The sequence below is a fragment of the Melittangium boletus DSM 14713 genome (genome assembly GCF_002305855.1).
Lineage (GTDB): Bacteria > Myxococcota > Myxococcia > Myxococcales > Myxococcaceae > Cystobacter > Cystobacter boletus.
Map to the genome: position 1 here is coordinate 9,830,586 of NZ_CP022163.1, position 23,177 is coordinate 9,853,762.

The following is a 23,177-nucleotide window of genomic DNA, read 5'->3' on the forward strand; positions in this document are numbered from 1 at the left end:
TGGAGTCAACCGCGAATGACTCCTCGCGTTGAAGGGGCGATGGACGCACATCGCCCCTCGGGGCATCCGAGAGTGGGATACCCTTACTTCTTGGCTTTCTTCGTGGCGTCCGGAGCGACGGCCGTCTTGGCGGCGGGCTTGGAGGTCGTCTTCTTGCCCGACAGGCTCCCGCCCTTGGTGTCGTCGTCCTCACCGCCCGGAGCGGCGCTGGCGGGGGCCTGCAGCAGGCTCTCGCGCGGCACGTCCACGACGATGGGAGACTGGCCGGAGCGCTGCCGGTTCTCGTCCTCGAGCGAGTAGAAGAGCTGGATGACGGAGCTGCCCTTCATCACCAGCTCGCCCTTCTGGTTCTCCGCCCAGAGGTCCACCTCGACGAAGTAGCGGCCGCCCTCGCCGTGGCGGTCGCTCACGCGGCCCTTGCACACGACGGTGTCACCCGGCCACACCATCTTGATGAAACGCACGTGGTAGCGGCGCAGCTGGCCCCCGCGCGCCCAGTCACTGATGAGCTGACCGAGCATGCCCATGATGAGCATGCCGGGGGCATAGACGGACGGCATGCCCACGCTCTTGGCGTACACCTCGTCCACGTGCACGGGGTTGAAGTCACCCGAGGCACCGGCGTAGCGCGACAGCTGCACGCGGTCGATGGGGGCCTTGGCGAGCGCCGGCAGTTCATCACCGACACGAATGCCTTCGAAGTAGAGCTTGCGCGCGGGCATCACGGGTTCTCCTTGGCGGCGCGGACGATGAGCGTGCGGCGGGCACGGAACACGAGGTTGCCCTCTTCGTCGCGGCCCTCGTCCTCGATGACGGCGACATCCATCTTGCCCGCGGGACCCGTGCGCTCGAGCACCTCGGCCACGCGCGTGGCGACGAAGATGCGGTCCCCGGCGAAGATGGGCCGCTCGTACTCGAAGGACTGCTCGGCGTGCAGCAGGCTCTTGATGCCCACGCCCAGCAGCTCGCGCAGATCCGCCGCGGAGCTGAACGACGCGGGGAAGGAGGGCGGCGCCACCACGGTGGGATAGCCCGAGGCGCGCGCGTACTCCTCGTCATAATAGATGGGGTTGTAGTCGCCGAGGGACTCGGCGAAGCGCCGGATGGCGCCCTTCTCCACCTCGTTCAGGAACGGCGGTGACGCCCGGCCAATCGCATTCTTGTCCAGCATGTCCCTCTCCCTTTAACGACCGGCCGGAAGCTCGAGCACGGTCAGAAGACCGGCCTCGGCGGCCGTCACGCGCGGGGCGGCGTTCACCAGCATGTGTGCGGTTGCCCGGTCGCCAGGCACCCCCCCGCGAATTTCAACGACCAGCTTCGGCTCCGCTTCGATCTCGATGCGGTCGCCGGGATCATCCGCGCCCACCGCGATCGTCAATTCCAATCTGACCCGCTCCTGCCCCTCCTCCAGCCCCACCGCGGACTGGAAGATGCCGGCCACCCGCCCCTTCTTCACGGGGAAGGCGCCACCCGAGATGTCCTCCTCGGCGAAGACCGGGACGATCTCCTCCTCGAAGTCATCACAGTCCATGCCGAGCCCGAGCGCGCACAGCGCCGCGCTCTCCACCAGCCCCACGTGGCCCAGCTGCTCGCGGTCCACCAGGGCGAAGAACTCGTCCTCGCTCAGCCCCGCGCCCACCTTGCGCTGCAGGGACTCGCGGCGATCCCGGGCATCCACCACGCGCGTCACCGTGGCATGGCGCACCGGACCGCAGGCCTGGCCCACCGTGGCCACCAGCCGGTCCATCACGAAGCCGGGATTGACGCCCGTGCCGAGCACCGCCACTCCCGCCCGCTGCGCCGCGTCATCCAGCTTCTGCGCGAGCTCCGGGTACTTGAGGAAGGGGAAGGCCAGCTCCTCGCAGGTGGAGACCACCGGCATGCCCAGGGCAATGGCCTCGAGCAGCTGATCCATCACCTGCGCGAGCCGCGAGCCCGTGGCATGCAGCAGCACGACGCCCTTGCGCCGGCCCACGGCCGCGTCCAGCGAGCCGGCGACCTTGCCCTTCACTCCAGCGACCCCCAGCACGTCCGACAGGGGTCGTCCCACGAGTTGAGGATTGGCGTCGATCACCCCGAGCAATTCCACTTCGGGTGATAGCTGGGCGGCCCTGGCGATCTCCTGCCCGATGACTCCCAACCCCATGACCACCACCGGGACCGGCCCTGCGGAGGCTCTAGGCATCGGAGAACTCTCCAAATATCAAGGAGTTACAACGCATATCGAGGATCCCGCGCACCATAGACCACCCCCAGCCGGACAGGCAAGCGGCTCGTGAGGCGGGCTGAGCCCGACTGTGCAGAAAGGGCAAAAGTTCCGAGGGCTTGTCAAGCAGGCAGGAGCACGGGGAGTCCGCGCAGAGGGTGTGACCTTTGGGGGTGAAGCCGTGTATAACCGGCACCGTTCTTCAACATCTGTTCTTCACTGGGTTGGGAGGCTGTATTCATGGACCGCATCCTCGTAGTGGATGACGATCCGCTCATTCTCGCCGCGCTCTCGCGCATCCTCCAATCGGAGGGCTACGAGGTCATCACGCACACGGATCCCGCCCAGGCCGCCAAGGAGGAGGGATTCCAGGTGGTGCTGACGGACTTCATGATGCCGCTGCTCAACGGCGTGGAGCTGTTGCGCACACTGCGCGAGAAGAACCCGAGAGCGGTACGCCTGATGCTCACGGCGGCGGCGGATTTCCGTACGGCCTCGGAGGCGGTCAACCGGGGTGAAGTGTTCCGGTTGCTCGGCAAGCCGTGGTCGCTCAGCGAGCTGACCAGTGCGGTGCGCCAGGCCATCGAGCACTTCCGGCTGGTGGAGTCCAACGAGCGGCTCACGCGCGAAGTGGCGGAGAAGAACGCCGAGCTCACGGCCATCAACCGCGACCTGGAGCGCATGGTGGTCGAGCGCACCAACGGTCTGCTCGATGGTCTCATCAGCGCGCTCGACTACCGCGACACCGAGACGCAATGGCACTCGCGCCGCGTGTCGCTCTACTCGCGCCGCATCGGCGAGGAGATCGGCCTGACGCCCACCCAGCTGGAAGTGGTGGAACAGGGCGCGCTCCTGCACGACATCGGCAAGATTGGCGTGAGCGACACCATCCTCCTCAAGCCCGGCCCCCTCTCCCCCGAGGAGTGGGTGGAGATGCGCAAGCACCCCGAGTACGGCTACAAGATCCTCGCGAAGATGCCCTACCTGCACGACGCCTCGCTCATCGTGCTGCACCACCAGGAGCGCTGGGACGGCAAGGGCTACCCGCAGGGGCTCAAGGGCCGGGACATCTCCATCGGCGCGCGCATCTTCGCCATCGCCGACACGGTGGACGCCATCACCTCGGATCGTCCCTACCGCAAGGGCCGCCCCATGTCCGTGGCGCGCGATGAGATCAAGCGCTGTTCGGGCACGCAGTTCGATCCCGAGGTGGCCGAGGCCTTCCTGCGCATCCCCGACGCCGAGTGGCAGCGCATCCGCAAGAAGGTCGAGGACATGGAGAACGCGGAGAACGCGCTCTGGGCGGGCTTCACCCCGGGCAAGGTGCCCAGCCGCGTCGCGAGCTGAGCGTCCCCCGCCCCGTCCCTCCGCCTCGTCTCAGGGCGACACCCCCACGTCGATCAGGGTGTCGCCCTCCAGCAACCGGTCCACCACCTCCATGCCGCGTGTCACCTCGCCGAAGGCCGTGTAGCGGCCATCCAGGTGCGGCTGGGGCGCGTGCGTGAAGAAGAACTGGCTGCCCCCCGTGTCCTTGCCCGACAGCGCCATCCCCAGCACGCCCCGGCGGTAGGCGCGGCGGGTGATCTCGCAGCGGATGGAGTAGCCCGGGCCCCCTTCCCCATCCCCTCGAGGATCGCCCCCCTGGGCCACGAAGTCCGGCACCACGCGGTGGAAGGTGAGCCCACGAAAGTACCCCTGACGCGCGAGCGCGACGAGGTTGCCCGAGGTCAGCGGCGCGCCCGCGTCCAGCGCCACCGTGAAGTCCCCCTTGCGCGTGCGGAAGGTCAGCGTGGTGCCCGGCGCGGCGGCCTCGGAACGGCGCGCATCCTCGGGGAGCGCGCGATGCGGCGCTCGCACCGGCTTGCCCGTGAGGGAACTCAGGGACGCGGCCGCCACGCGGCGCACGTTGGCGTGCGGATGCGCCAACCACGAGCGCAACAGCTCTTCCGCGTCCTTCCCCGCGAGCGCCACCCATCCCGAGGCCACCGGCTCGGCGAGATCCGGCTCCTCGGGCACGCGCTCCGCGAGCGCGCGAACCCCGGGCAATGCCCGCATGTCCCTCAACACGCCCGCCGTACTCGCCGCCGACGCGGCCACCACGGCATCGGCTCCCGACAGGAGCGCGCGCACGGGCTCGGCCGCTTCCCGCACGGGATGCGCCGACACCACCGCGAGCGCCGCCAGCTTCACGCGCGCATCCGGATGCGTGAGGTAGCGCACCGCACCCACCGCGCCCTTCGAAACGCTCGAGCGGGCCACCTCCTGGAGCCCCAGCGCCAGCCGCCAGCCCTCGGGAATCCGCTCTCCCCCACAGCGCAGCACTTCGTCGAGCACGCCGCGCTGACGATCCATCGCCGCCGCCAGACGGCAATCCAGGTTCAACACGTCGTCCCGGGCCACGTCGGAGACCGCCGCGGGCAGGGCCTCCTGGAGCGCCCGACGCAGGGACACCAGCACCCGGCGCCCCACCTCGGGCAGGCCCTGTTGCGCGAGCGCGAGCCATGCATGACCCGCCGCGGAGTCTCCCCGGGCCACGTGCTCCGCCCGCGGCGCCATGCCCGCGAGCGCGTCCAGGGCCGTGCAGTCCCCCACGCAGCGCGACGCCAGCTTCGCGAGGGCACGCGCCGCCTCGGCCGCCACGCGCGGCACCTCGTCCGCGAGCCGGGCACCCACCACCGCCGCGTCCTCCGGGCCACCCACCTCCCCCATGCCCTTCACGCACAGGGCCCTCACATCCGGCGCCTCATCCCCGAGGCAGCGCCGCAATCCCGGCAACGCCTCGGCGCGCTTCGCGTTCGCCAACAGGTAGGCCCCTCCGTAACGGGAGGATTCGGGTTGGGAGACCCGCAGCAGTTCCCCGGCCCGCGCGAATGGCACGTTCGCCATCGTCGCGCCCTGGCGCATCGCCACACCCAGCGCCAGGGCCGCCCGGCCCGCGAGTTCCCCCGTCTCGTGTGACAACCGCGCCCCCAGGCGCGCCACCGCGTCCGGCGTCGCCAGCCGCCCCAGGGCCTCGAGCAAGGCGCGCCGCGCGCCCTCATCCTTTTCCACCGCCTCGGCGGCGAGCAGGGCTCGCGTCATCCGGGCCTTCTCCTCCTCCTGGAGCGGTTCCCACGAGAGCGCCATCACGCCCAGCGCGAACGCGGCCTCTTCCCGCACGGACGCCGAGCCATCCCCCACCGCCTTGAGCAGCACGCCCACCGTGGACGGATCCTGGATGCGGGCGAGCGCGCGCAACGCCCGAAGCCGCACCGCGGGCGAGCCCCGCTCCGCGAGCGCCACGAGCCGCCCCTCCGCCAACGAGCGCTGCTCCTCCCAGGCGGCGATGGCGGCCTCCGAGGCACGTGCCTCCTCTGGGGCGGGGAGGGAGCGGACACAACCCGAGAGCACGAGCCCCCAGAAGCAGCAGAGGGCACGCACGGCGCGCGGAGAATGCATGGCGCCTCCGCGTAGGCCAATTCTCCGCGAAAATCCAGGGGTTAGGATTCTCTTGGCGTTTGACTTGGAACGCGCGTGCGCCGGAAGATGCACGCTGCTTTCCTGCCTCAAGGAGCACCGGTCCTGAACTGCCCCGGCTGTAACACCCAGGTCGCGGATGGCACCGCCATCTGCCCCTCGTGCGATTACATCATCGACGCCTCGTTCCTCTCGACGAACGCTCCCGACGACGAGTCTTCCGGAGCATCGCGAAAGCAGGGCTCCGCGTCCCGGCCGGCCCGCGCCTCCCGCGCCACCGGAAGCACCCGGAGTGTCGCGTCTGGCGCACGGGCGAAGCCCGCCCCCTCTCCCGAGCCAGAGCCGGCGCGCGATGACGCCACCAACATCCGCTCCACCGAGGAGATCCTCCGCAACGCGCCGCCCCGCGCGGCGAACGCACGCGCGGGCTCCGGGCCTCGTCCCGCCGCGAGCGCGGCGAGCCGCCCCGCTCCTCGCCGGGCCCCGGAAGCCGACTTCGCGGACGACGAGCCCCCCGTCCGCGGCGCGAGCCGTTCGAGCTCCGGTCCGGTGGAGGATCCCGAGCAGGTCATCGCCGACTTCCGCGAGTTCGTCGGCGAGCTGAGCCGCGCCGACCGCATCGCCTTCTGGAGTGCCCTCGTCGTCGTCTTCTCGTCCTTCATGCCGTGGGTGGAGACGGCCGAGGAGGGAGAGAACCTCGGCCTGCTGAGCCTGGGCTTCATCTGCGTCCTGCTGTCGCTCGGGGTGATCGGCGCGCTCACGGTGCGCTCGCGCAAGCTGCTGCCCCAGCTCAACGCGCTCGCCCCCTGGCTGACCCAGCTGTCCATGGCCCTCGTCTGCCTCGTCTGGTGCCTCATCTTCATGAAGCTCTCGTACGACGCCACCGAGGTGCCCACGCCCATCGGCAACGCCACCACCATCAACTCCACGCCCTCCTTCGGTGCCTTCATCGGCCTGCTGGGCTCCGTGGGAAGCCTGGTGGGCACGCTGCTCGGTTTGAAGGAGAAGCCCGCTTGACGACCTCGCCGTCCTCCCCGGCGCTTCCCGCCCTGGAGCGGCTGCTGCGGTCCCTGCACGGCGCGGTGCTCGGCCAGCCCCACGTGGTGGCGGACCTCGTCACCGCGTTCCTCGCGAGGGGCCACGTGCTCCTCGAGGGCGTGCCCGGTGTGGCCAAGACGCTCACCGCGCGCAGCATGGCCTCGGCGCTCGGCCTGGACTTCACCCGCGTCCAGTTCACCCCGGACCTGATGCCGAGCGACATCCTCGGCACCCACGTCTTCCGGCCCCAGGAGGGCGCCTTCCACCTGGTGAAGGGACCCATCTTCACCGAGCTGCTGGTGGCCGATGAGATCAACCGCACGCCGCCCAAGACACAGGCCGCGCTCCTGGAGGCCATGGAGGAGCGGCAGGTGACGCTCGATGGCACCACGCACACGCTGCCCCCCCACTTCTTCGTGGTGGCCACGCAGAACCCGCTGGAGCTGGAGGGCACCTATCCCCTGCCCGAGGCCCAGCTCGACCGCTTCCTGATGCGCGTGCGCGTGGGCTACCCGCCGCCCGAGGCCGAGCTGGACATGGTGCGCGCCTTCCACCAGCGGCACGGACGCGCGGCCGTGGTGGAGCGGGTGCTCGACGCGGCGACGCTCACCCAGTTGCAGGAGCGCGCGGCGAGCGTGGCCTGTGACGAATCCGTCCTCTCGTACACGGTGCGCCTCATCCGAGAGACGCGCGCCAACCCCCGCGTGCGCCTGGGCGCGTCTCCCCGCTCGGCGCAGGCGCTGCTGGCGGCGGCCAAGGCCCGCGCGGCCCTCCAGGGCAGCGACTTCGTCACCCCGGACGACGTGAAGGCCGTGTGCCCGAGCGTGCTCAACCACCGCCTGCTGCTCAAGGCCGAGGCCGAGGTGGAAGGCCTCACCGCGGACGACGTGCTCCGCCAGACGCTGGAGCGCGTCCAGGTTCCCCGGTGAGTTCCGGCCGGCCCGTCCCCACGGGGCTCGCCGTGGCGCTCGTGGCGCTCGCCCTGGTGCCCGCGGCGCTCGCCGTGGCGGGCGAGGGCTTCCTCGGGTTCGCGCTCGCCCTGGACCTGGCGGTGCTCGGGCTGTGCGTGGGCGACTTCCTCGCCGCGCCTCGCGCCTCGCACGTGGCGGTGCGGCGCGAACTCGAGCCCGTGCTCTCCTCCGGCGTCGCCAACCCGGTGCGCCTGGTGCTGGAGTCGCGAGGCCCGAAGCCCGTGCGCGGCCAGGTGCGAGACGAAGTCCCACCGGGCGTGGACGTGCGCGGACACCAACAGCCCTTCTCGCTCTCGCCCCAGGCGCCCGAGGCCATCCTCTCCTACGTCCTCACGCCGTCCGCGCGGGGAGATCTGCACCTGGGCGACGTGCACCTGCGCCTGATGGGACCCCTGGGCCTGTGCGCGCGTCAGGTGCGCGTGCCCGCGGCGCGGGACGTGAAGGTGTACCCGGATCTCACCGGGCTCACGCGCGAAGCCCTCGCGCTCACCCTGGCCTCGGACGCGCCCGCCGAGCGCACCCTGCGCCGCGCCGCCGAGGGCCGTGAGTTCGAGTCCCTGCGCGAGTACCGCACCGGGGATGATCTGCGCTCGGTGGACTGGAAGGCCACGGCCCGGCGGGGACGCACCACCGTGCGGGTGTACCAGCCCGAGCGCAACCAACCCGTGCTGCTGCTGCTCGACTGCGGGCGCCACATGGCGGGCCGGGTGGATGGCCGCCGCAAGCTGGACCATGCCGTGGACGCGGCCCTGCGTCTGGCCAAGGTGAGCCTGGACGCGGGAGATCAGGTGGGCGTGCTCGCCTTCGCCCGGGACGTGCACGCCTTCCTTCCTCCGCGAAAGGGGAGCGAACACCTGCGCCTGCTCACCTCGGCCCTCTACCGCGCCGAGGCGGCGCTCGAGGAGAGCGACTATGGGCGCGCCTACGACTTCGCCTTCGCCCGCTCCTCGCGCCGCTCGCTGGTGGTGCTCTTCACGGACCTGGTGGACCCGGATGCCTCGGGCACCCTGCTCTCGCGCACGCTGGCCCTGCGCCCCCGCCACCTGCCCGTGGTGGCCTCGCTCCTGGACGAGGATCTCCAGCGCGCCGCCACGGACGTGCCCACCACCGTTCCGGACGCCTACGCGCGCCAGGCCGCGACGCGCCTGGAAGAAGATTACCAACGCACCGCCCTCACCCTTCGGGACGCGGGCGCACTCGTGGTGCGGGCCCCGGCGAAAGGCTTTGGCGCCGCCGCCGTCAACACCTATCTGCATGTAAAAACGCGCGGGTTGTTGTAGTTCGCGACGCTTCCGAAGAAAAACCGTGCCAAGCGATCCGAGGCCGATTTTCCGGCCTCCGCGACGACCCCCTTTACACGCGCGTCCCGGTCAACAAAATGGCCGCCCATTCGTGCTACACGCCTGTGTGAGCACGCTCGAACGGACGGAGACAGGCGCTTGGCGGAGGCGAGGGAGTTCAGGGAGCTGCGGGTGGTGGCGGATGCGGCGGCGGTGATGGCTTCGGGGGAGGACTCCTCCCAGGACGCCGGGCAGCAGGCGCACACGTTGACGCCCTTCCACGAGCGGCTGCTCGCGGAGGAGCTCACCATCAAGAGTTCGGACTCGCGCGAGCGGCTCGCCGGAGCACTCGCCGAGGCCCGCGTGGACCTGAACCCCCACCAGCTCGAGGCCGCGTGCTTCGCCATGGACTCGCTCTCGCGCGGCGGCTGCATGCTCGCGGACGAGGTGGGCCTCGGGAAAACCATCGAGGCGGGCATGGTCATCGCCCAGCTCATGGCCGAGGGCAAGACGCGCATCCTCATCCTCGCCCCCGCCGTGCTGCGCGCCCAGTGGAACAGCGAGCTGCGCGAGAAGTTCGACCTGGAATCCGTCATGGTCGACGGCCGCACCGTGCGCGCCACGGGCAACTGCTTCGATCAGCCCTTCCCCGTCATCTGCTCGCACCCCTTCGCCGCCAACAAGGCCGCGCTGGTGGCCGAAATCCCCTGGGACGTCGTCATCATCGACGAGGCCCACCGCCTGCGGAACGCCTACAAGGCGGGCCACAAGACGGGTCAGGCCCTGCGCGCCTCGCTCCAGGGCCGCCCCAAGCTGCTGCTCACCGCCACGCCCCTGCAGAATGACCTGATGGAGCTGTTCGGACTGGTGACGCTGCTCGACGAGCAGATCCTCGGCCCCGAGCACGCCTTCCGCAGCCGCTACCGCCTGGAGGGCGAGACGGGGGGTCTGCCCGGCGACGCCGCCACCGAGCTCAAGGAACGGCTCGCCCCCGTGGTGCAGCGCACCCTGCGCCGCCAGGTGCGCGAGTACGTGCGCTACACCAACCGCCGCTCCATCGTGGAGGACTTCGCCCCCTCCCCCGAGGAGCATGACCTCTACGAGAAGGTGAGCGAGTACCTGCGCCGCTCCGAGGTCGCCGCGATCGAGCCGGGCAAGAAGACGCTGCTCACGCTCTGCTACCGCAAGCTCCTGGCCTCCAGCACCTACGCCATCGCCCCCACCCTGCGCCGCTTGAGCGAGAACCTCATCAAGCGCCTGGAGGCCGCGCGCCTGGGCCAGCGCGCCCTGGGCTTCTTCGAGCCCGAGGAAGCCAGGCAGTTCGCCGAGGACGGCGAGGAATGGCTCGACGGCTCCTCCGCCTCCGACAAGCCCGTGAGCATCCGCACGCTCGAGAACGAGATGTGGGAGCTCAAGCAGTACGCGGACCTCGCCGACTCCATCAAGGTCAACGCCAAGGGCGAGGCCCTCACGCGCGCCCTGGAGCGCACCTTCAAGGTGATGAAGGGCCAAGGCTGGCCGGAGAAGGCCCTCATCTTCACCGAGTCCAAGCGCACCCAGCAGTACCTCACCACGCTCCTGTCCCAGCACGGCTACGAGGGGAAGATCTCCCTGCTCTCGGGTGACTCGGGCGGCGGCCCCGAGGAGCGCCGCGCGCTCGTGAACGAGTTCCGCGACAAGACGCAGATCCTCATCTGCACCGAGGCCGGCGCGGAAGGACTCAACCTCCAGTTCTGCAACCTGGTGGTGAACTACGATCTGCCGTGGAACCCGCAGCGCGTGGAGCAGCGCATCGGCCGCTGCCACCGCTACGGCCAGCAGCGCGACGTGCTCGTCATCAACTTCCTCAACCGCCGCAACGCCGCGGACGCGCGCCTGTACGAGCTGCTCGAGAAGAAGCTGAGCCTGTTCGACGGCGTGTTCGGCGCGTCAGATGAAATCCTCGGCGCGCTGGAGAGCGGCGTGGACTTCGAGCGGCGCATCCTCGACATCTACCAGTCCTGCCGCCACCCGGACGACATCAACGCCGCCTTCGACAAGCTGCGCTCGGACATGGAAGGCCGCATCAGCGAGCGCATGACCGAGGCGCGCTCCGTCCTCATGGAGCGCTTCGACGGAGACGTGCGCCGGCGGCTGCGCATGGCCGGTGCCATGACGAAGGAGGCGCTCGAGAAGCGCCAGCAGGGAGCGCGCGCCCTCACGGGCTCGGTGCTGGGCAGCCACGCCTCGGGCCGGCTCCAGGTGGCCAAGGCCGCCTACGCCGTGCGCGACCGCACCCACGACGCCATCAACTACCTGCGCCTCAACGCCGCGGGCCTCCCGGCGAAGCTCGCCCGGCTCGCCGGCCAGGAGGGCTGGTGGTTCGTCTACAAGTGCGAGACGACGGGCCTCAAGGCCGAGGAGCGCATGCTCCACCTGGTGCTGCTGCTCGAGCGCGACGGCAAGGGCTTCCGCGCCCTGCCCCTGGCCGACGGCGAGCACTTCATGAAGCTGGTGGGCCAGGAAGAGCGCCGCCTGCGTCCGCCTCCGGTGTCCGTGTCGCTCATGCAGGAGCAGGCGCTCATGGCCGCCAAGGACGAGGTGCTGCGCGCCGCCGAGCGCCGCAACGCCCTGGAATTGGACGTGGCGCGTGAGCGCGCCGACCGCTACGCCGAGGATTGCCTCCTGGAGTCGCGCGAGGCCGTGGAGCGAGCGCGAGAGCTCTGGCAGGAAGCGCGCCGCGTGGTGTGCGCGCAGGAAGATCCCTCCGAGCGCGTGAAGGCCCGGGCCCATGCCGAGCGCCTGGAGCGCGAGTACCGCAAGAAGCTGGCCTCGCTGCGCAACGAGGAGGAGAAGCGCTACGCGGCCAAGGATCGGCAGATCTCGGACCTCATCAACAAGTCCAAGGTCACCGAGAAGCGCTCCCTCATCGCGTCCGCCTACTTCTGGCTCGTCTAGGAGACGCGGAAGGCCCGTCCCCGTCCGGCCACGCGCCTCCGCGGCCGGACGAGGACTTGGAACTACGGCTTGGCGAGCAGTTCCACCTCGGCGAGCGACAGTCCCGCCGCGCCGGTCAACTCGAGACGGTAGTACGCGTAGGCCCCCGGAGTCGCGACCCGGAAGGCACGCGTCTGCGTGCGCCAGCGGAACGTCTGCGCGCTGCGCTGATCGAGCGTCGTGAAGGTCACTCCGTCATTCGAGCCACTCAGCGTCCAGCCCGTCGGATCGATCGCGGCGGTGCCCGACGTCAGCGTGTAGAAGGTGACCTGCGGCGTGCCCGAGGCGAAGTGGTACAGCAGCACGGGGTTCTCGGCGGTGAAGCTCACGCTCGTCGTCGAGGTGTTGTCGAAGAGCGCGCTCGTGCTCGTGCCGTCACTCGCGGTGGCCACGCCGCCCGTCGCGGTGTCGCTCAGCGGCTGGGGAATGACGCCCTCGGGAGTAAGGGCGGGCGGCACATCGTCGGCACCGGTTCCCCACGTGGTGGGAGTGGGAGACATGTCGAAGTCGAGCGTGGCTCCGGCGGCGAGCAGTGCGTGGGACAGGGAGGTCTTCGTATACGGCTGACCGTTGACCCGCAGGGCACGCACGTAGACATTCTTCGGGCTGTTGGCCGGCGCGTTGATCGTGATGTCGCGGCCATTCTCCAGATGAACGATCGCCCGGGTGAAGAGCGGCGAGCCGATGACGTAGTCCGCGCTCCCCACCCCGGCCGGGTAGAAACCGAGCGCGCTGAAGAGATGCCATGCCGACATCGCGCCATTGTCCTCGTCGCCGAGGTACCCCTGGCCGATGTTGCTCCCGATCCACAGACGCGCGAGCGCGTCGCGGACCTTCTCCTGCGTCTTCGCCGGCTGTCCGGCGTGGTTGTACATGTACGGGATGTGGAACGAGGGCTGGTTGCTCAGGCCGAGCTGGCCCATGCGCACGTCACGCGCCTCGATCATCTCGTGGATCACGCCGCCGTAGGAGCCACCAAAGCTCGCGGTCTCCGGCGTGGCGAAGAACTCGTCGAGCTTCGCGGCGAGCTGGGCCTTGCCACCGTACAGGTTGGCGAGTCCCTGGCCGTCATAGGGCGCGTCGAAGGCGGTGTTCCAACCATTGGTCTCGGTGTAGTCGTGGCCCCAGACGCGCGGATCATAGTCCTCCGCGGGCGTCACGAACGCGCCACTCGTGTTCCTGCCCTGGAAGAACTGAATCGACGGGTCGAACAGGTTCACGTAGTTGAGCGCGCGCTCGCGGAAGTACTCCGCGTTCTCGACATACTCCTGGTGGCGGGGGTCGCTCGGGTTCGCCTCGGCGAGCGCGCTCGCCATGTTCGCGATGCCGAAGTCGTTCAGGTAGCCCGCCATCGCCCACGACAGGCCGGCTCCGGTCGAGGTCGAGGTGTAGCCGAGGAAGATCGACGACTCGAGCCCCTTGCGCCCGACACCGGAGTTGGTCGGCCGGACCGTCGCGTTCTTCACGGCCGCGTCATAGGCCGCCACGACATCGAAGTTCCTCACGCCCTTCACGTAGGCGTCGGCGAAGGCCACATCGGAGCTCGTGCCCGTCATGAGATCGGCATAGCCGGGCGACGACCAGCGCGCGACCCAGCCCCCCTCCTTGTACTGCTCCACGAAGCCGTCGATCAGCTCGCCCGCCCGGGTCGGCGAGAACAGCGCGTAGGCGGGCCAGGTCGCCCGGTAGGTGTCCCAGAAGCCGTTGTTCACGTAGATCTTGCCACTCACGATCTTCGCGCCGGTCCGAGTGGGCGTGCTGGCCCCCACGGGCGCCGACACCGGGCTCGCGTACTCGTAGACGGGAGCGTCCGCCGTGCCGGTGTTCTCGAATCCCGAGTTGGGATAGAGGAACAGTCGGTACAGGTTGGAGTAGAGCGTGGTGAGCTGATCCTCATTGGCGCCCTGCACCTCGATGATCGCGAGCCGCTGATCCCAGAGTGCCCGTGCGCGGGCCTTCACGTCGTCGAAGCCCTCGGACTCCGCGATCTCGAGCTCCAGGTTCTTCTTGGCCTGCTCGACGCTGATAAGGGACGTGGCGATTCGCATGGTCACGGTGCGGTCGTCCGCCGGGACGGTGAAGCGCATGTAGCCCGTCACGTTCGCCCCCCCGCCTCCGGGGAGCATGCCGCTTGAGGCCACCGGCCGGTCGAACGTGGCGTAGACGAAGATCCGCGACGCCCCCGTCGAGAGCCCACTGCGCGCGTCGGAGTAGCCCGTGAGCACACGCGCGGAGGCATCCAGCGAGATCCCACCGTTGTTGTTCACGTTGTCGAAGATGAGGCTCGCGTTGTCTCCGGGGAACGTGAAGCGGAAGATCGCGGCGTGATCGGTGGGCGTGAGCTCGGCCTGGATGCCCTCGTCGAACTTCACCCCGTAGTAGTAGGGCCGTGCGATCTCGTTCTCGTGCTGGAAGGCCAGGGCACGTGCGGTGCGGTTGGCGTTCGGTGTGCCTTCGACCGCCGAGGGGAGGATCTGGAAGCTCTGCCGATCACCCATCCACGGGCTTGGCTCGTGGCTCAGGGAGAACGCCTGGAGCGTCGGTCGATTGTCCGCGTTGTTGCGGCGGTGGTACTCGTAGATCCAGCTCGCCGAGCCCGCGTTGGTCACCGGGGTCCAGAAGTTGAATCCGTGGGGGATCGCCGTCGCGGGGAAGTTGTTGCCACGCGAGTAGCCACCACTCGAGTGGGTGCCTCGCAGGGTCGTTACGTAATCCGACAGGTGCGTGGGCGTCACATGGACGGGCTTGTCCGTGATCCGGATGTCGTCGATCCAGCCGCCGAAGGCCGAGACGGGCCCCTGCGGTTGGTCATAGCCCACCAGGATGCGCTTGATCGTCTTGCCCGCGGCGACGTCACCGATGCGCGCGACCTTGTAGTTCCACTCGCCCGTGTAGAGCGTCCGCGACGCGCCCTGCCCCGCCGGGCTCAGCACCGCGTGGTGCTGGTCAATGGCGTTCAGCTCGCTCAGGTAGGTGCCGTCGTCGAAGGCGAGATCGAGCGCCGCGTAGGTCCCGGGATAGGTCAGGTCATTGATCGCCTCATCCACGAAGATCAGATACGACAGCTCCGTCGTCGGAGTGACCCGCACGTCGACATCGAAGAGCTTGTTGTAGGAATAGCCGCGGCCGTTCGCCGTCACCGCGCCCGCGAAGCGGAGCGCATGCGTGCCCGTGAATCCAGCGCCGAGCTTGGCGTTGTGCGAGGCACCAGGGCCGTTCCCGACAGCGCTCTTCATGTCGGACACCGGCCGCGGGGTGTCATCGCCGTTGGAGAGCTGGAGCTCGGCCAGCTGCACGATGCCACCACCATGGTTGGCGGTGATGTTGAGACGGTAATGAAGATAGGGGGTGGTGTTGGAGAACTCGTAGGTGTGGGTCTCGAAGCGGGTGGCGAAGGACTCATTGCCGCGGCTGTCGAGCACGGTCCAGCTCACTCCATCCTGTGAACCCTCGAGGGTCCAGGCGGCGGGGTCTCGCTCGGGCGCGTCGTTGGCGGAGGAGAGGGCGTAGCGCTTCACGGCGATGGGCTGGGAGAGCTTGAACTGCACCCAGCCGGTGCTCGCGAACACCAGCCACTTGGAGGTCACCTCGCCGTCGGAGACACGGGTCGCGATCTCATCGGGAGGGTTTTCGCCACTGGCGGTCACCGCGACCACCTGCTCCGAGATGCTGCCGAGGATCCGCGTGTCAGTCTCCCCGGTGACGCCCGAGGACTTCTTCTGTCCCCTGGCATCGATGTCGACCGTGGAGGTCCACTGGGGCTGAGGATCCGTGGCCTCGAATGACGAGTAGAACTCGCGCGGCAACTCGGGTGATCCACCATCGGTGCCCGCGTCGGGGTCGGGGTCGGGGTCGGTGCCAGCATCGGGGTCGGGGTCGGTGCCAGCATCGGGGCTGGTGCCCGCGTCGGGAGTAGTTCCCGCGTCTTTCTCGGGATCGGACGAAGAGCCACAACCCACAGTCATGGCGATAACGACGGCAAGTAAATGCGTGAAGCGCAAGACGTGAACGATCATGCGGAGATCCTTCAGCGATAGGGGGGCGCGCATCCTAGGCCAAGGAACTCTTCCGACAGCGCTCCATCGTGAGAGCGAACCGCTGCATCACACCTCGACAAATCGCGTGCCGGTGAAACCTTCCGCCTCCAGTGCCTGCGGCCCAACGAAAGTCCAACGCCACTCCATCAGGCCTCACGGGAAATCGGATTGCTCCCTGGAACTCAAGTTGCTTGCCTTTGAAGAACTGCCAGGGATTGATCCGCGCTCCGTTTCCATCCACGGGGCTTCTCAGCTCCCTGAGCACGGCCGTTGCGAGCCGTGCCGATCCTCAGAGGCTGTTGAACTGGATCTGAGAGGGTGTTGAACAGAAGCAATCGTAACAGCTCGCCGTGCCCCGCCTGGACGTCTCACGCTCCCACCTCTCTCGTTACGATGGGGTCCAGCGAGCTGTTACGGTGAACGCCGTTCGCAGATGCACAGCAGAGCAGGCAAGCAAGCTGGTACGAAATACTCGCATGCTAGTGCCTAGATTTTTAGCCAATCTAAAATTCACCACTCCCGCTGTGAGCGACCATCCCACAAGCAAACCCCCTTCGAGCCCGACTTGCACCCCCAGTGAATTTCTGACAAATGGGCGTACCGGGAACACGCCCGAAACGGCATGTGGCCGTATCAAAGCAAAGGGGAATGTCTATGAGCCAAGGGATAGGATTGTTGTCACTGTATCTTCTCGCAATAGTCGCAGACCAGCCCGTGAGCAAGCCGCCGCAACCATCGCGAACCGAGCAATCAGAGCCAATGCAAGCGCAACTCAAGGAGAGCCCACTCAACTTGCTTCTGGAGGAACGAACTCGGCCAGCCAGCCAGCACAGGAGCCTCAAGGAGCGCAAGACCAACAACCCACGCATGTCGCCATCGCCCATGGCCCTACCCGAGGACGAACCAGCTTGGTTGCGGCAGTACGGCACGGAAACCGAAGACATCGGCACGGCTATCGCAGCCTCCTGCGAAGGCATCTATTCAGTGGGGTACACAAGTGCCGCTTTCGACGACAACCCAATCATGGGCAACGATGATTTCTTCCTGATTAAACACGACATTCACGGCAAAAAATTGTGGTCGCGCCAATTTGGCGGAACAGGGAATGACGCAGCATTGGGTGTCGCTTCCTTCGACCGCAATGGTAACTGCCTAACCCCGGACATTTACGTCGCTGGCTACACCTCGGACAGCATCAACGACAATCCCTCCGCTGGGCTCTTCGATATCTTCCTCGTGAAGTACGACAAGGATGGTAATCGACTGTGGACGCGCCAGTTCGGATCGCCGGACTATGACTATGCAACGTCCATCGCCACGGACAGCAGCGGCAATGTCTACGTAGCAGGCTACACCAAAGGCGCCTTTGCCACCACCTCTACTGGCCTCATGGATGTTTTCGTCGTGAAATTCGACCCAATAGGAAAGGAGGTGTGGAGGCGTCAATTAGGTAGCGAGAAGAACGATCAGGCATTCGGCCTAGCCTGTGATGCGAACGGTAACGTCTACGTGGGTGGTCATACCTACGGCAATCTCGACGGCAACACCAACAAAGGCGGCACTCTCGCTACTTCCGACCTCTTTCTGACCAAGTATGATTCCGCAGGCCTAAAACTGTGGACGAAACAGTTGGGTACAACTAAGGGCGACGTAGCACGGGGTTTGGCCACGTCCCGACGTACTGACGGAGTCGTGGATATTTACATGGTTGGCCACACTGTCGGTCCCTTTGCTCTCGACAGCAAAGCTGGCAACGACTACGACGGACTGCTGTTGAAGTTCAACGACAAGGGCGAGCAGCTCTGGGCCAAGCAGTTTGGGACCCCTGGAATCGACTACATGCATGGGGTGACCTCGGACGGTGGCGGCAACGTCTACGTCACCGGCTCCAGCAACTACGACATCGACACCAAGGCCGCCCTGGATAGCGATGACGTCTTCATGATGAGCTTCAAGGAAAACGGCGACTTGGTCTCGACCCGCCAGATCGGCGCCAACACCACAGGTGAATTCGCGTCGGTGGATGTCGGCCTGGGCATTGCCACGGACAAGGGCTCTGGCGTCTACATCGCGGGCTACACCGAGGGCGCCTTCTCCAGCACCACCAACCAGAACGGCAGAGACTTCCTCCTCTTCAAGTACGAAGAGGGTTGCAGCATCACCACTCCCACCAAGTGCACCTTGGGCTACGGCTGGGGTGACCCCCACTACGTCACCTTCGACGGCATCGCCTACGACTTCCAGGGCTACGGCGAGTTCATCCTCACCGAGGCCACCACGGGAGACCTCACCCTCCAGGCACGCCAGAAGCCCTGGAACGGCTCACCTCATGTTAGCGTCTTCTCCGCCTTCGCCACCAAGCTCGGCGGTGACCGCGTGGGCTTCTACCTGGGCGCCAACCCTCCGGTGAAGGTCAACGGCGTGCCCGTCTCCGTCTCCGGAGAACTCATCCTTACTGGCGGCGGCCGCATCCGCCAGCAGGGCACCACCTACACCCTCGTCTGGCCCACGGGCGACCACCTCACCCTCACCCCCGAGAGCAACTACGTCAACGCCCACCTGCGCCTGGCGCCCTCCCGCGCTGGCAAGATGCGGGGCCCCCTGGGCAACTTCAACGGCAACCGCTCCGACGAGTTCGCCCTGCGCAACGGCACGCCCCTTCCCCCCTCACTCTCCTTCACCCAGATGTACACGGGGCCGTCCTCCTATGTGAACAGCTGGCGCATCGCCCAGGCCGAGTCCCTCTTCGACTACGGCCCGGGCGAGAGTTCCGCCTTCTTCACCAACTTCGACTTCCCCTCCACCCCTCCACCCCTCCCCACGCCCACCCAGCAGCAACAGGCACAGCAAATCTGCCAGGGCGCGGGCGTGACGGACCCAGCCACCCTCAACGGCTGCATCACCGACGTAGTCAGCACGGGTGATACCTCGTTCGCCACCGGCGCGGCGTCCACCCAGGGCAGTGCGCAACAGGGCAACACCCCGCCCCCTACCCCTGCTCCGACGACCGTCTACTTGGGCAACTTCGAAACCAATGACACCAGTGGATGGGCGACGCAGATGACGAGCACTTCGCCCGCCGGCGACCACACCTTCCTGGGTGAGTTCGGTAACGAGTCCGTCCTGTTCTCCTGGCCCACACAGCAGAGCCACGCAACTGTCACCGTCAGCTTCGATCTGTACGTGCTCAATGGTTGGCTTGGCAACAAGACCAACAACCCCAATCGATTCACGCTGACGGCGCAGGGCCGAGGGGTGCTGTTGGACACGACCTTCTCCAACAATCCCAACTACCTCCAGTCCCACCCAGGCGACTACCCGAGTTCAAACAAGGCAGGGACCGGCGCCCTGGAGCGCAACATGCTCTACTACCCGGGCGGTGACTCCATCTACCGGCTCAAGTACACGTTCCCGCACACCCAATCGAGCCTGACACTCATCTTCGAGGCAAAAAACCTGTCGGGCATCACGGGAGAGGCGTGGGGGCTCGACAACGTCGAGGTCCAGATTCAGTAGCTGCGCTCGGGTTGCGTTGAATCCACCAGCCCTCTGCCTCCAGTACTGGAGGCAGAGGGCTGCGCTTTGCCTTCCATCCAGCATCCAGCATCCAGCATCCAGCATCCAGCATCCAGCATCCAGCATCCAGCATCCAGCATCCAGCATGGAAAAAAGCGCAGGACTCCAGTCCGACAAGAATCAAAGTCAGATCCCCATTTTCCTGTACTTGCTCAAGAGCAAGGGCGAACAAAATGACGCATTGCAGCGCATCAAAAGGATTGAGTGCTTTATGGTGGATGAGCTTGTGTTTGATTATAGGCTGCGCCGAACCCGAACGCTCCCTGTCGAGCGTAGTATCCTCGGACTTCAATGGAGCGCTGAATGCGTCCTCGCGGCCAGTATGGCGAGGCAGGATTGCTGCGGGAATGGAACACTCGCTCGTAGTAATGCCTAATGGGGGAGTGCGTTCTTGGGGCCGCAATCAAGAGGGCCAGTTAGGAAACGCCTCGTTCACCCAAAGCGCGCAACCGGTCATCGTACTTGCGGACGGAGCGAATGGCGGAAGTGCTCTAGGGCAGGTGGTTGCCGTAGCGAGTGGTGCGCGGCATTCACTCGCGCTTCAAGCGGACGGCACGGTATGGGCTTGGGGCGCCAACCCTTCGGGTCAAGTTGGCACGAGTTCCCCGGATAGCAGGAACAACAGGGCCATGCGAGTCGCGAGCTTAAGGCCGGCGAAAGCAATAACGGCGGGCGCTTTTCACTCCCTCGCGTTGCTGGATGACGGCACAGTATGGGCTTGGGGTGCGAATGCCGATGGCCAATTGGGAGATGGTACAAGCGACGCTCGCGCAGTGCCCACGCAGGTGCCTGGCCTGTATGGCATTACAGAGATCGCAGCCGGAGCGGCTCATTCGCTGGCACTCAAGGCCGATGGAACAGTGTGGGCGTGGGGAGCCAACGCATTTGGTCAACTAGGAAATAGTGACGCTTTTCAAGGCAGCTATATCCCTGTGCAAGTTCATGTCGCAGAGGGCGGAGTGCTAGATGATGTGGTAGAGTTGTCAAGCGGCTCGCAGCACGCCCTCGCCCTGCGATCGGACGGGACGGTATGGACATGGGGCCACGGCTATGATGGCCAGTTAGGCAATTGTGAATTCTCCTCTTCCAGGAGAGAAGCTGTGCGCGTATTGAATGCTGATGGAAGCGAACCGTTGATGGGTGTTGAGTCCGTTTCGAGCGGCAGCTGGCATTCACTGGCTATAGGCGGCGATGGTTCAGTCTGGAGTTGGGGGAACAACACTCAAGGGCAGCTAGGGGACGGCTCGACAAAATGCCGCTCCTTGCCGACCCAAGTGAAGGCGCCCACTGGAGCGGGAACGTTGATGGGGTTGGCTGCTGTAACAGCGGGGGGATTCTTCTCCCTGGCCTTGGGAGCAGATGGCCGCTTGTGGGCATGGGGATATGGCCTTTACGGGCAATTGGGCAATGGCTCAACCAGCTCTCAGTTACTTCCCGTGAGAACACTCCTAGATACAGGTATGGGTCTCGTGGCGGCCGGCAGTTCCCACTCACTGGCGGTCCGTCCGGATGGGACCGTTTGGACATCTGGATTGAGCACTGCAAGTCCCTACGGCGTCGCCATGCCATCTCAAGTGCCTGGATTGGATGAAACAGTAGCAGTGACTGTCGGTGAAAATCATTCAATGGCGTTGCGAGCGAATGGGGATGTGTGGTCTTGGGGCGAAAATACCTACGGACAGCTAGGCGACGGGAGCATAATAAAACGCGGGACGCCAGTGCAAGTGCAGGGGTTAAGCGGAGTGAGGAGAATAGCGGCTGGCGAACGTCATTCCCTGGCGGTGTGCGCGGACGGAAGTGCATGGTCCTGGGGAGCCAATTATAACGGACAACTCGGCGATGGGAGTACATCAAACCGTTACCTGCCGGTACGTGTAGCAGGGTTGAGCGGCGTTGTGGCTATAGCAGCTGGCGCAGGTCATTCGCTAGCGGTGCGTGCGGATGGAAATGTTTGGGCTTGGGGGAGTAATATCAACGGACAGCTAGGAGATGGAAGCGAGGTGGATCGTTCAGCGCCGGTGCAGGTGCGCGGATTGAGTGGCGTGGTGGCCGTGGCAGCTGGATACAGCCATTCACTGGCGCTAAGTATGGACGGTAGTGTGTGGGCCTGGGGAGGGAACTGGGATGGACAGCTAGGAGATGGAAGCGAGGCGAACCGTGCGATTCCAGCGCGTGTACAAGGCTTGGGCGGAGTGTTTGCTGTATCGGCTGGCGATCTCCACTCATTGGCGGTGCGTGCGGACGGAAGTCTGTGGGCTTGGGGCTATAATGGGCAAGGCGAGTTGGGGGATGGAAGTGAGTCGAGCCGAACAGTGCCTACGCATGTATCTGGATTGAGCGGAGTGGTGGCTGTGTCAGCTGGTCATCGATACTCAATGGCTGTGCGATCGGACGGGAGCGCTTGGGCGTGGGGCTATAATGGGAATGGACAGCGCGCAGATGGGTTCAGTCGTACGATTTTTACCGCCGCGCAAGTGGCTGCTCTGTCTAACGTGGTAGCCGTCACTTCTGCTGAAGAGCACTCACTCGCGATAATAGATGCGGATCAGAGCGTATGGGCTTGGGGTAAAAATTCGGACGGACAACTGGGTGACGGAAGCACCTCGGACCGGGCCATGCCCGTACGAACTCAAGGGTTGGGCAGAACGATAGCAGTAGCGGCTGGCCGTCTTCACTCGTTGGCGTTGAGCACAGACCATAGTGTATGGGCGTGGGGTTACAATGGTAGTGGCGAACTGGGAGATGGTAGCGCTTTAGATAGTATATTGCCGGTGCGGGTGCGGGGACTGAATGAGGTGATGGCCATAGCTGCTGGTGTCCACCATTCTCTGGCGGTGAGTGCTGATGGTCGCGTATGGAGCTGGGGGTACAATAATGAGGGTCAGTTGGGTGACGGTAGCACTGTCAGGCGGTTGATGCCGGTACAAGTGCAAGGCTTGAGCAATGTTGTGGCCGTAGCAGCTGGCTCCGATCACTCACTCGCAGTCTGCTCAGATGGCAGCGTATGGGCTTGGGGCTATAATGGCTATGGTCAGTTAGGAGACGGGAGCAATGTCAGTCGATTAACGCCTGTGCAAATACGGGGTTTGAGTGGGGTGGTGGCCGTGGCCGCTGGCTATCGCTATTCGCTGGCAGTACGCTCGGATGGCAGCGTATGGGCATGGGGCGGAAACTGGGTTGGCCAACTAGGCGACGGGAGCACGGTAAATCGACTAGCACCTACGCGAGTTCAGGCATTGAACGGGGTCGTGGCTGTAGCAGCCTCAGCCCAAAGTGCCCATTCACTGGCTCTGCGAGCGGATGGCGTCGTTTGGGCGTGGGGCTACAATGGGGATGGTCGCCTGGGAGATGGAAGCACAACAAATTGGACGGTACCGGTGCAAGTAAAGGGATTGAAGAGAGTCACGGCTCTAGCTGCTGGGAGTTCCCACTCCCTGGTAGTGCATCCAGAAGATGGAGTGTGGTTTTGGGGAGATAATGACTATGGCCTGCTGGGAGAGGGATTGTCATTGTCAGTCAACGTCCCTGTGCGCTCCTTGTTGTTGTGATGAACCGGACGGAGTTCGGGCGCGTCTACAACCCCTCGCTCGACGTGAGCGGTGGCTACAAGGGCAAGGACTGGCGGGAGCAGGACGTC

At 66.1% G+C, this 23,177-nt stretch carries 12 protein-coding genes and 1 pseudogene; 8 read left to right on the forward strand and 5 right to left on the reverse strand.

The features are described 5' to 3' along the window. Positions 1-83 precede the first annotated feature (83 nt). The 3 genes from MEBOL_RS40530 to MEBOL_RS40540 are packed head-to-tail and all read right to left on the reverse strand — an operon-like array spanning position 84 to position 2,185. The gene (locus tag MEBOL_RS40530) at positions 84-722 is read right to left on the reverse strand and encodes a MaoC family dehydratase (RefSeq protein ID WP_095982419.1); all 639 of its coding nucleotides are present in this window, start codon (positions 720-722) and stop codon (positions 84-86) included. Continuing rightward, positions 722-1,171, reverse strand: coding sequence for a MaoC family dehydratase N-terminal domain-containing protein (locus tag MEBOL_RS40535; RefSeq protein ID WP_095982420.1), 450 nt, complete (start codon positions 1,169-1,171; stop codon positions 722-724). The genes MEBOL_RS40530 and MEBOL_RS40535 overlap by 1 nt, the downstream gene beginning before the upstream one ends. 12 nt (positions 1,172-1,183) lie before the next feature. Next, the gene (locus MEBOL_RS40540) at positions 1,184-2,185 is read right to left on the reverse strand and encodes an NAD(P)H-dependent amine dehydrogenase family protein (protein WP_095982421.1); all 1,002 of its coding nucleotides are present in this window, start codon (positions 2,183-2,185) and stop codon (positions 1,184-1,186) included. Positions 2,186-2,446: 261 nt separating this feature from the next. Here MEBOL_RS40540 and MEBOL_RS40545 point away from each other — a divergent pair, with 261 nt between their 5' ends. After that, on the forward strand, positions 2,447-3,553 hold the full coding sequence (locus MEBOL_RS40545) for an HD domain-containing phosphohydrolase (RefSeq protein WP_095982422.1): 1,107 nt from the start codon (positions 2,447-2,449) through the stop codon (positions 3,551-3,553). Between the two features lie 30 nt (positions 3,554-3,583). Here the strand turns inward: MEBOL_RS40545 and MEBOL_RS40550 are convergent, their stop codons facing one another. After that, on the reverse strand, positions 3,584-5,644 hold the full coding sequence (locus MEBOL_RS40550; RefSeq protein WP_095982423.1) for a peptidylprolyl isomerase: 2,061 nt from the start codon (positions 5,642-5,644) through the stop codon (positions 3,584-3,586). Positions 5,645-5,731: 87 nt separating this feature from the next. Here MEBOL_RS40550 and MEBOL_RS40555 point away from each other — a divergent pair, with 87 nt between their 5' ends. The 4 genes from MEBOL_RS40555 (at position 5,732) to MEBOL_RS40570 (ending at position 11,888) form a co-directional block, all read left to right on the forward strand. Continuing rightward, a complete protein-coding gene (locus MEBOL_RS40555) occupies positions 5,732-6,679 on the forward strand; it encodes a hypothetical protein (RefSeq protein WP_157823989.1) in 948 nt (315 codons plus the stop codon). After that, positions 6,676-7,629: an AAA family ATPase gene (locus MEBOL_RS40560; protein ID WP_095982425.1), complete on the forward strand. Its 954-nt coding sequence runs from the start codon at positions 6,676-6,678 to the stop codon at positions 7,627-7,629. The genes MEBOL_RS40555 and MEBOL_RS40560 overlap by 4 nt, the downstream gene beginning before the upstream one ends. Continuing rightward, a complete protein-coding gene (locus tag MEBOL_RS40565) occupies positions 7,626-8,951 on the forward strand; it encodes a DUF58 domain-containing protein (protein WP_095982426.1) in 1,326 nt (441 codons plus the stop codon). Before MEBOL_RS40560 ends, MEBOL_RS40565 begins: the two co-directional genes overlap by 4 nt. Positions 8,952-9,167: 216 nt before the next feature. Beyond that, complete coding sequence (locus tag MEBOL_RS40570; RefSeq protein ID WP_245920229.1) at positions 9,168-11,888, forward strand: SNF2-related protein; 2,721 nt, start codon at positions 9,168-9,170, stop codon at positions 11,886-11,888. A 62-nt stretch (positions 11,889-11,950) separates the two neighbouring features. On the opposite strand, the gene MEBOL_RS40575 is transcribed toward MEBOL_RS40570, so the two are convergent. Further along, positions 11,951-15,943: a GH92 family glycosyl hydrolase gene (locus MEBOL_RS40575; protein ID WP_095983318.1), complete on the reverse strand. Its 3,993-nt coding sequence runs from the start codon at positions 15,941-15,943 to the stop codon at positions 11,951-11,953. Between the two features lie 1,044 nt (positions 15,944-16,987). On the opposite strand from MEBOL_RS40575, the pseudogene MEBOL_RS44225 reads away from it, so the two are divergent. From MEBOL_RS44225 to MEBOL_RS44230, 3 genes and pseudogenes are all read left to right on the forward strand, one after another. After that, positions 16,988-17,488 (forward strand): annotated as a pseudogene (locus MEBOL_RS44225) (SBBP repeat-containing protein); the annotation flags it as partial. Between the two features lie 180 nt (positions 17,489-17,668). Beyond that, complete coding sequence (locus MEBOL_RS40585; RefSeq protein ID WP_245919307.1) at positions 17,669-19,480, forward strand: VWD domain-containing protein; 1,812 nt, start codon at positions 17,669-17,671, stop codon at positions 19,478-19,480. Between the two features lie 278 nt (positions 19,481-19,758). After that, complete coding sequence (locus MEBOL_RS44230) at positions 19,759-23,088, forward strand: RCC1 domain-containing protein (protein WP_483869354.1); 3,330 nt, start codon at positions 19,759-19,761, stop codon at positions 23,086-23,088. Positions 23,089-23,177 lie beyond the last annotated feature (89 nt).

Excerpts from the sequence above, each read along its gene's own strand:
- MEBOL_RS40530 (WP_095982419.1), bottom strand. The coding sequence starts at position 722 with ATGCCCGCGCGCAAGCTCTACTTCGAAGGCATTCGTGTCGGTGATGAA.
- MEBOL_RS40535 (WP_095982420.1), bottom strand. The coding sequence starts at position 1,171 with ATGCTGGACAAGAATGCGATTGGCCGGGCGTCACCGCCGTTCCTGAAC.
- MEBOL_RS40540 (WP_095982421.1), bottom strand. The coding sequence starts at position 2,185 with ATGCCTAGAGCCTCCGCAGGGCCGGTCCCGGTGGTGGTCATGGGGTTG.
- MEBOL_RS40545 (WP_095982422.1), top strand. The coding sequence starts at position 2,447 with ATGGACCGCATCCTCGTAGTGGATGACGATCCGCTCATTCTCGCCGCG.
- MEBOL_RS40550 (WP_095982423.1), bottom strand. The coding sequence starts at position 5,644 with ATGCATTCTCCGCGCGCCGTGCGTGCCCTCTGCTGCTTCTGGGGGCTC.
- MEBOL_RS40555 (WP_157823989.1), top strand. The coding sequence starts at position 5,732 with ATGCACGCTGCTTTCCTGCCTCAAGGAGCACCGGTCCTGAACTGCCCC.
- MEBOL_RS40570 (WP_245920229.1), top strand. The coding sequence starts at position 9,168 with ATGGCTTCGGGGGAGGACTCCTCCCAGGACGCCGGGCAGCAGGCGCAC.
- MEBOL_RS40575 (WP_095983318.1), bottom strand. The coding sequence starts at position 15,943 with ATGATCGTTCACGTCTTGCGCTTCACGCATTTACTTGCCGTCGTTATC.
- MEBOL_RS40585 (WP_245919307.1), top strand. The coding sequence starts at position 17,669 with ATGGTTGGCCACACTGTCGGTCCCTTTGCTCTCGACAGCAAAGCTGGC.
- MEBOL_RS44230 (WP_483869354.1), top strand. The coding sequence starts at position 19,759 with ATGAGCTTGTGTTTGATTATAGGCTGCGCCGAACCCGAACGCTCCCTG.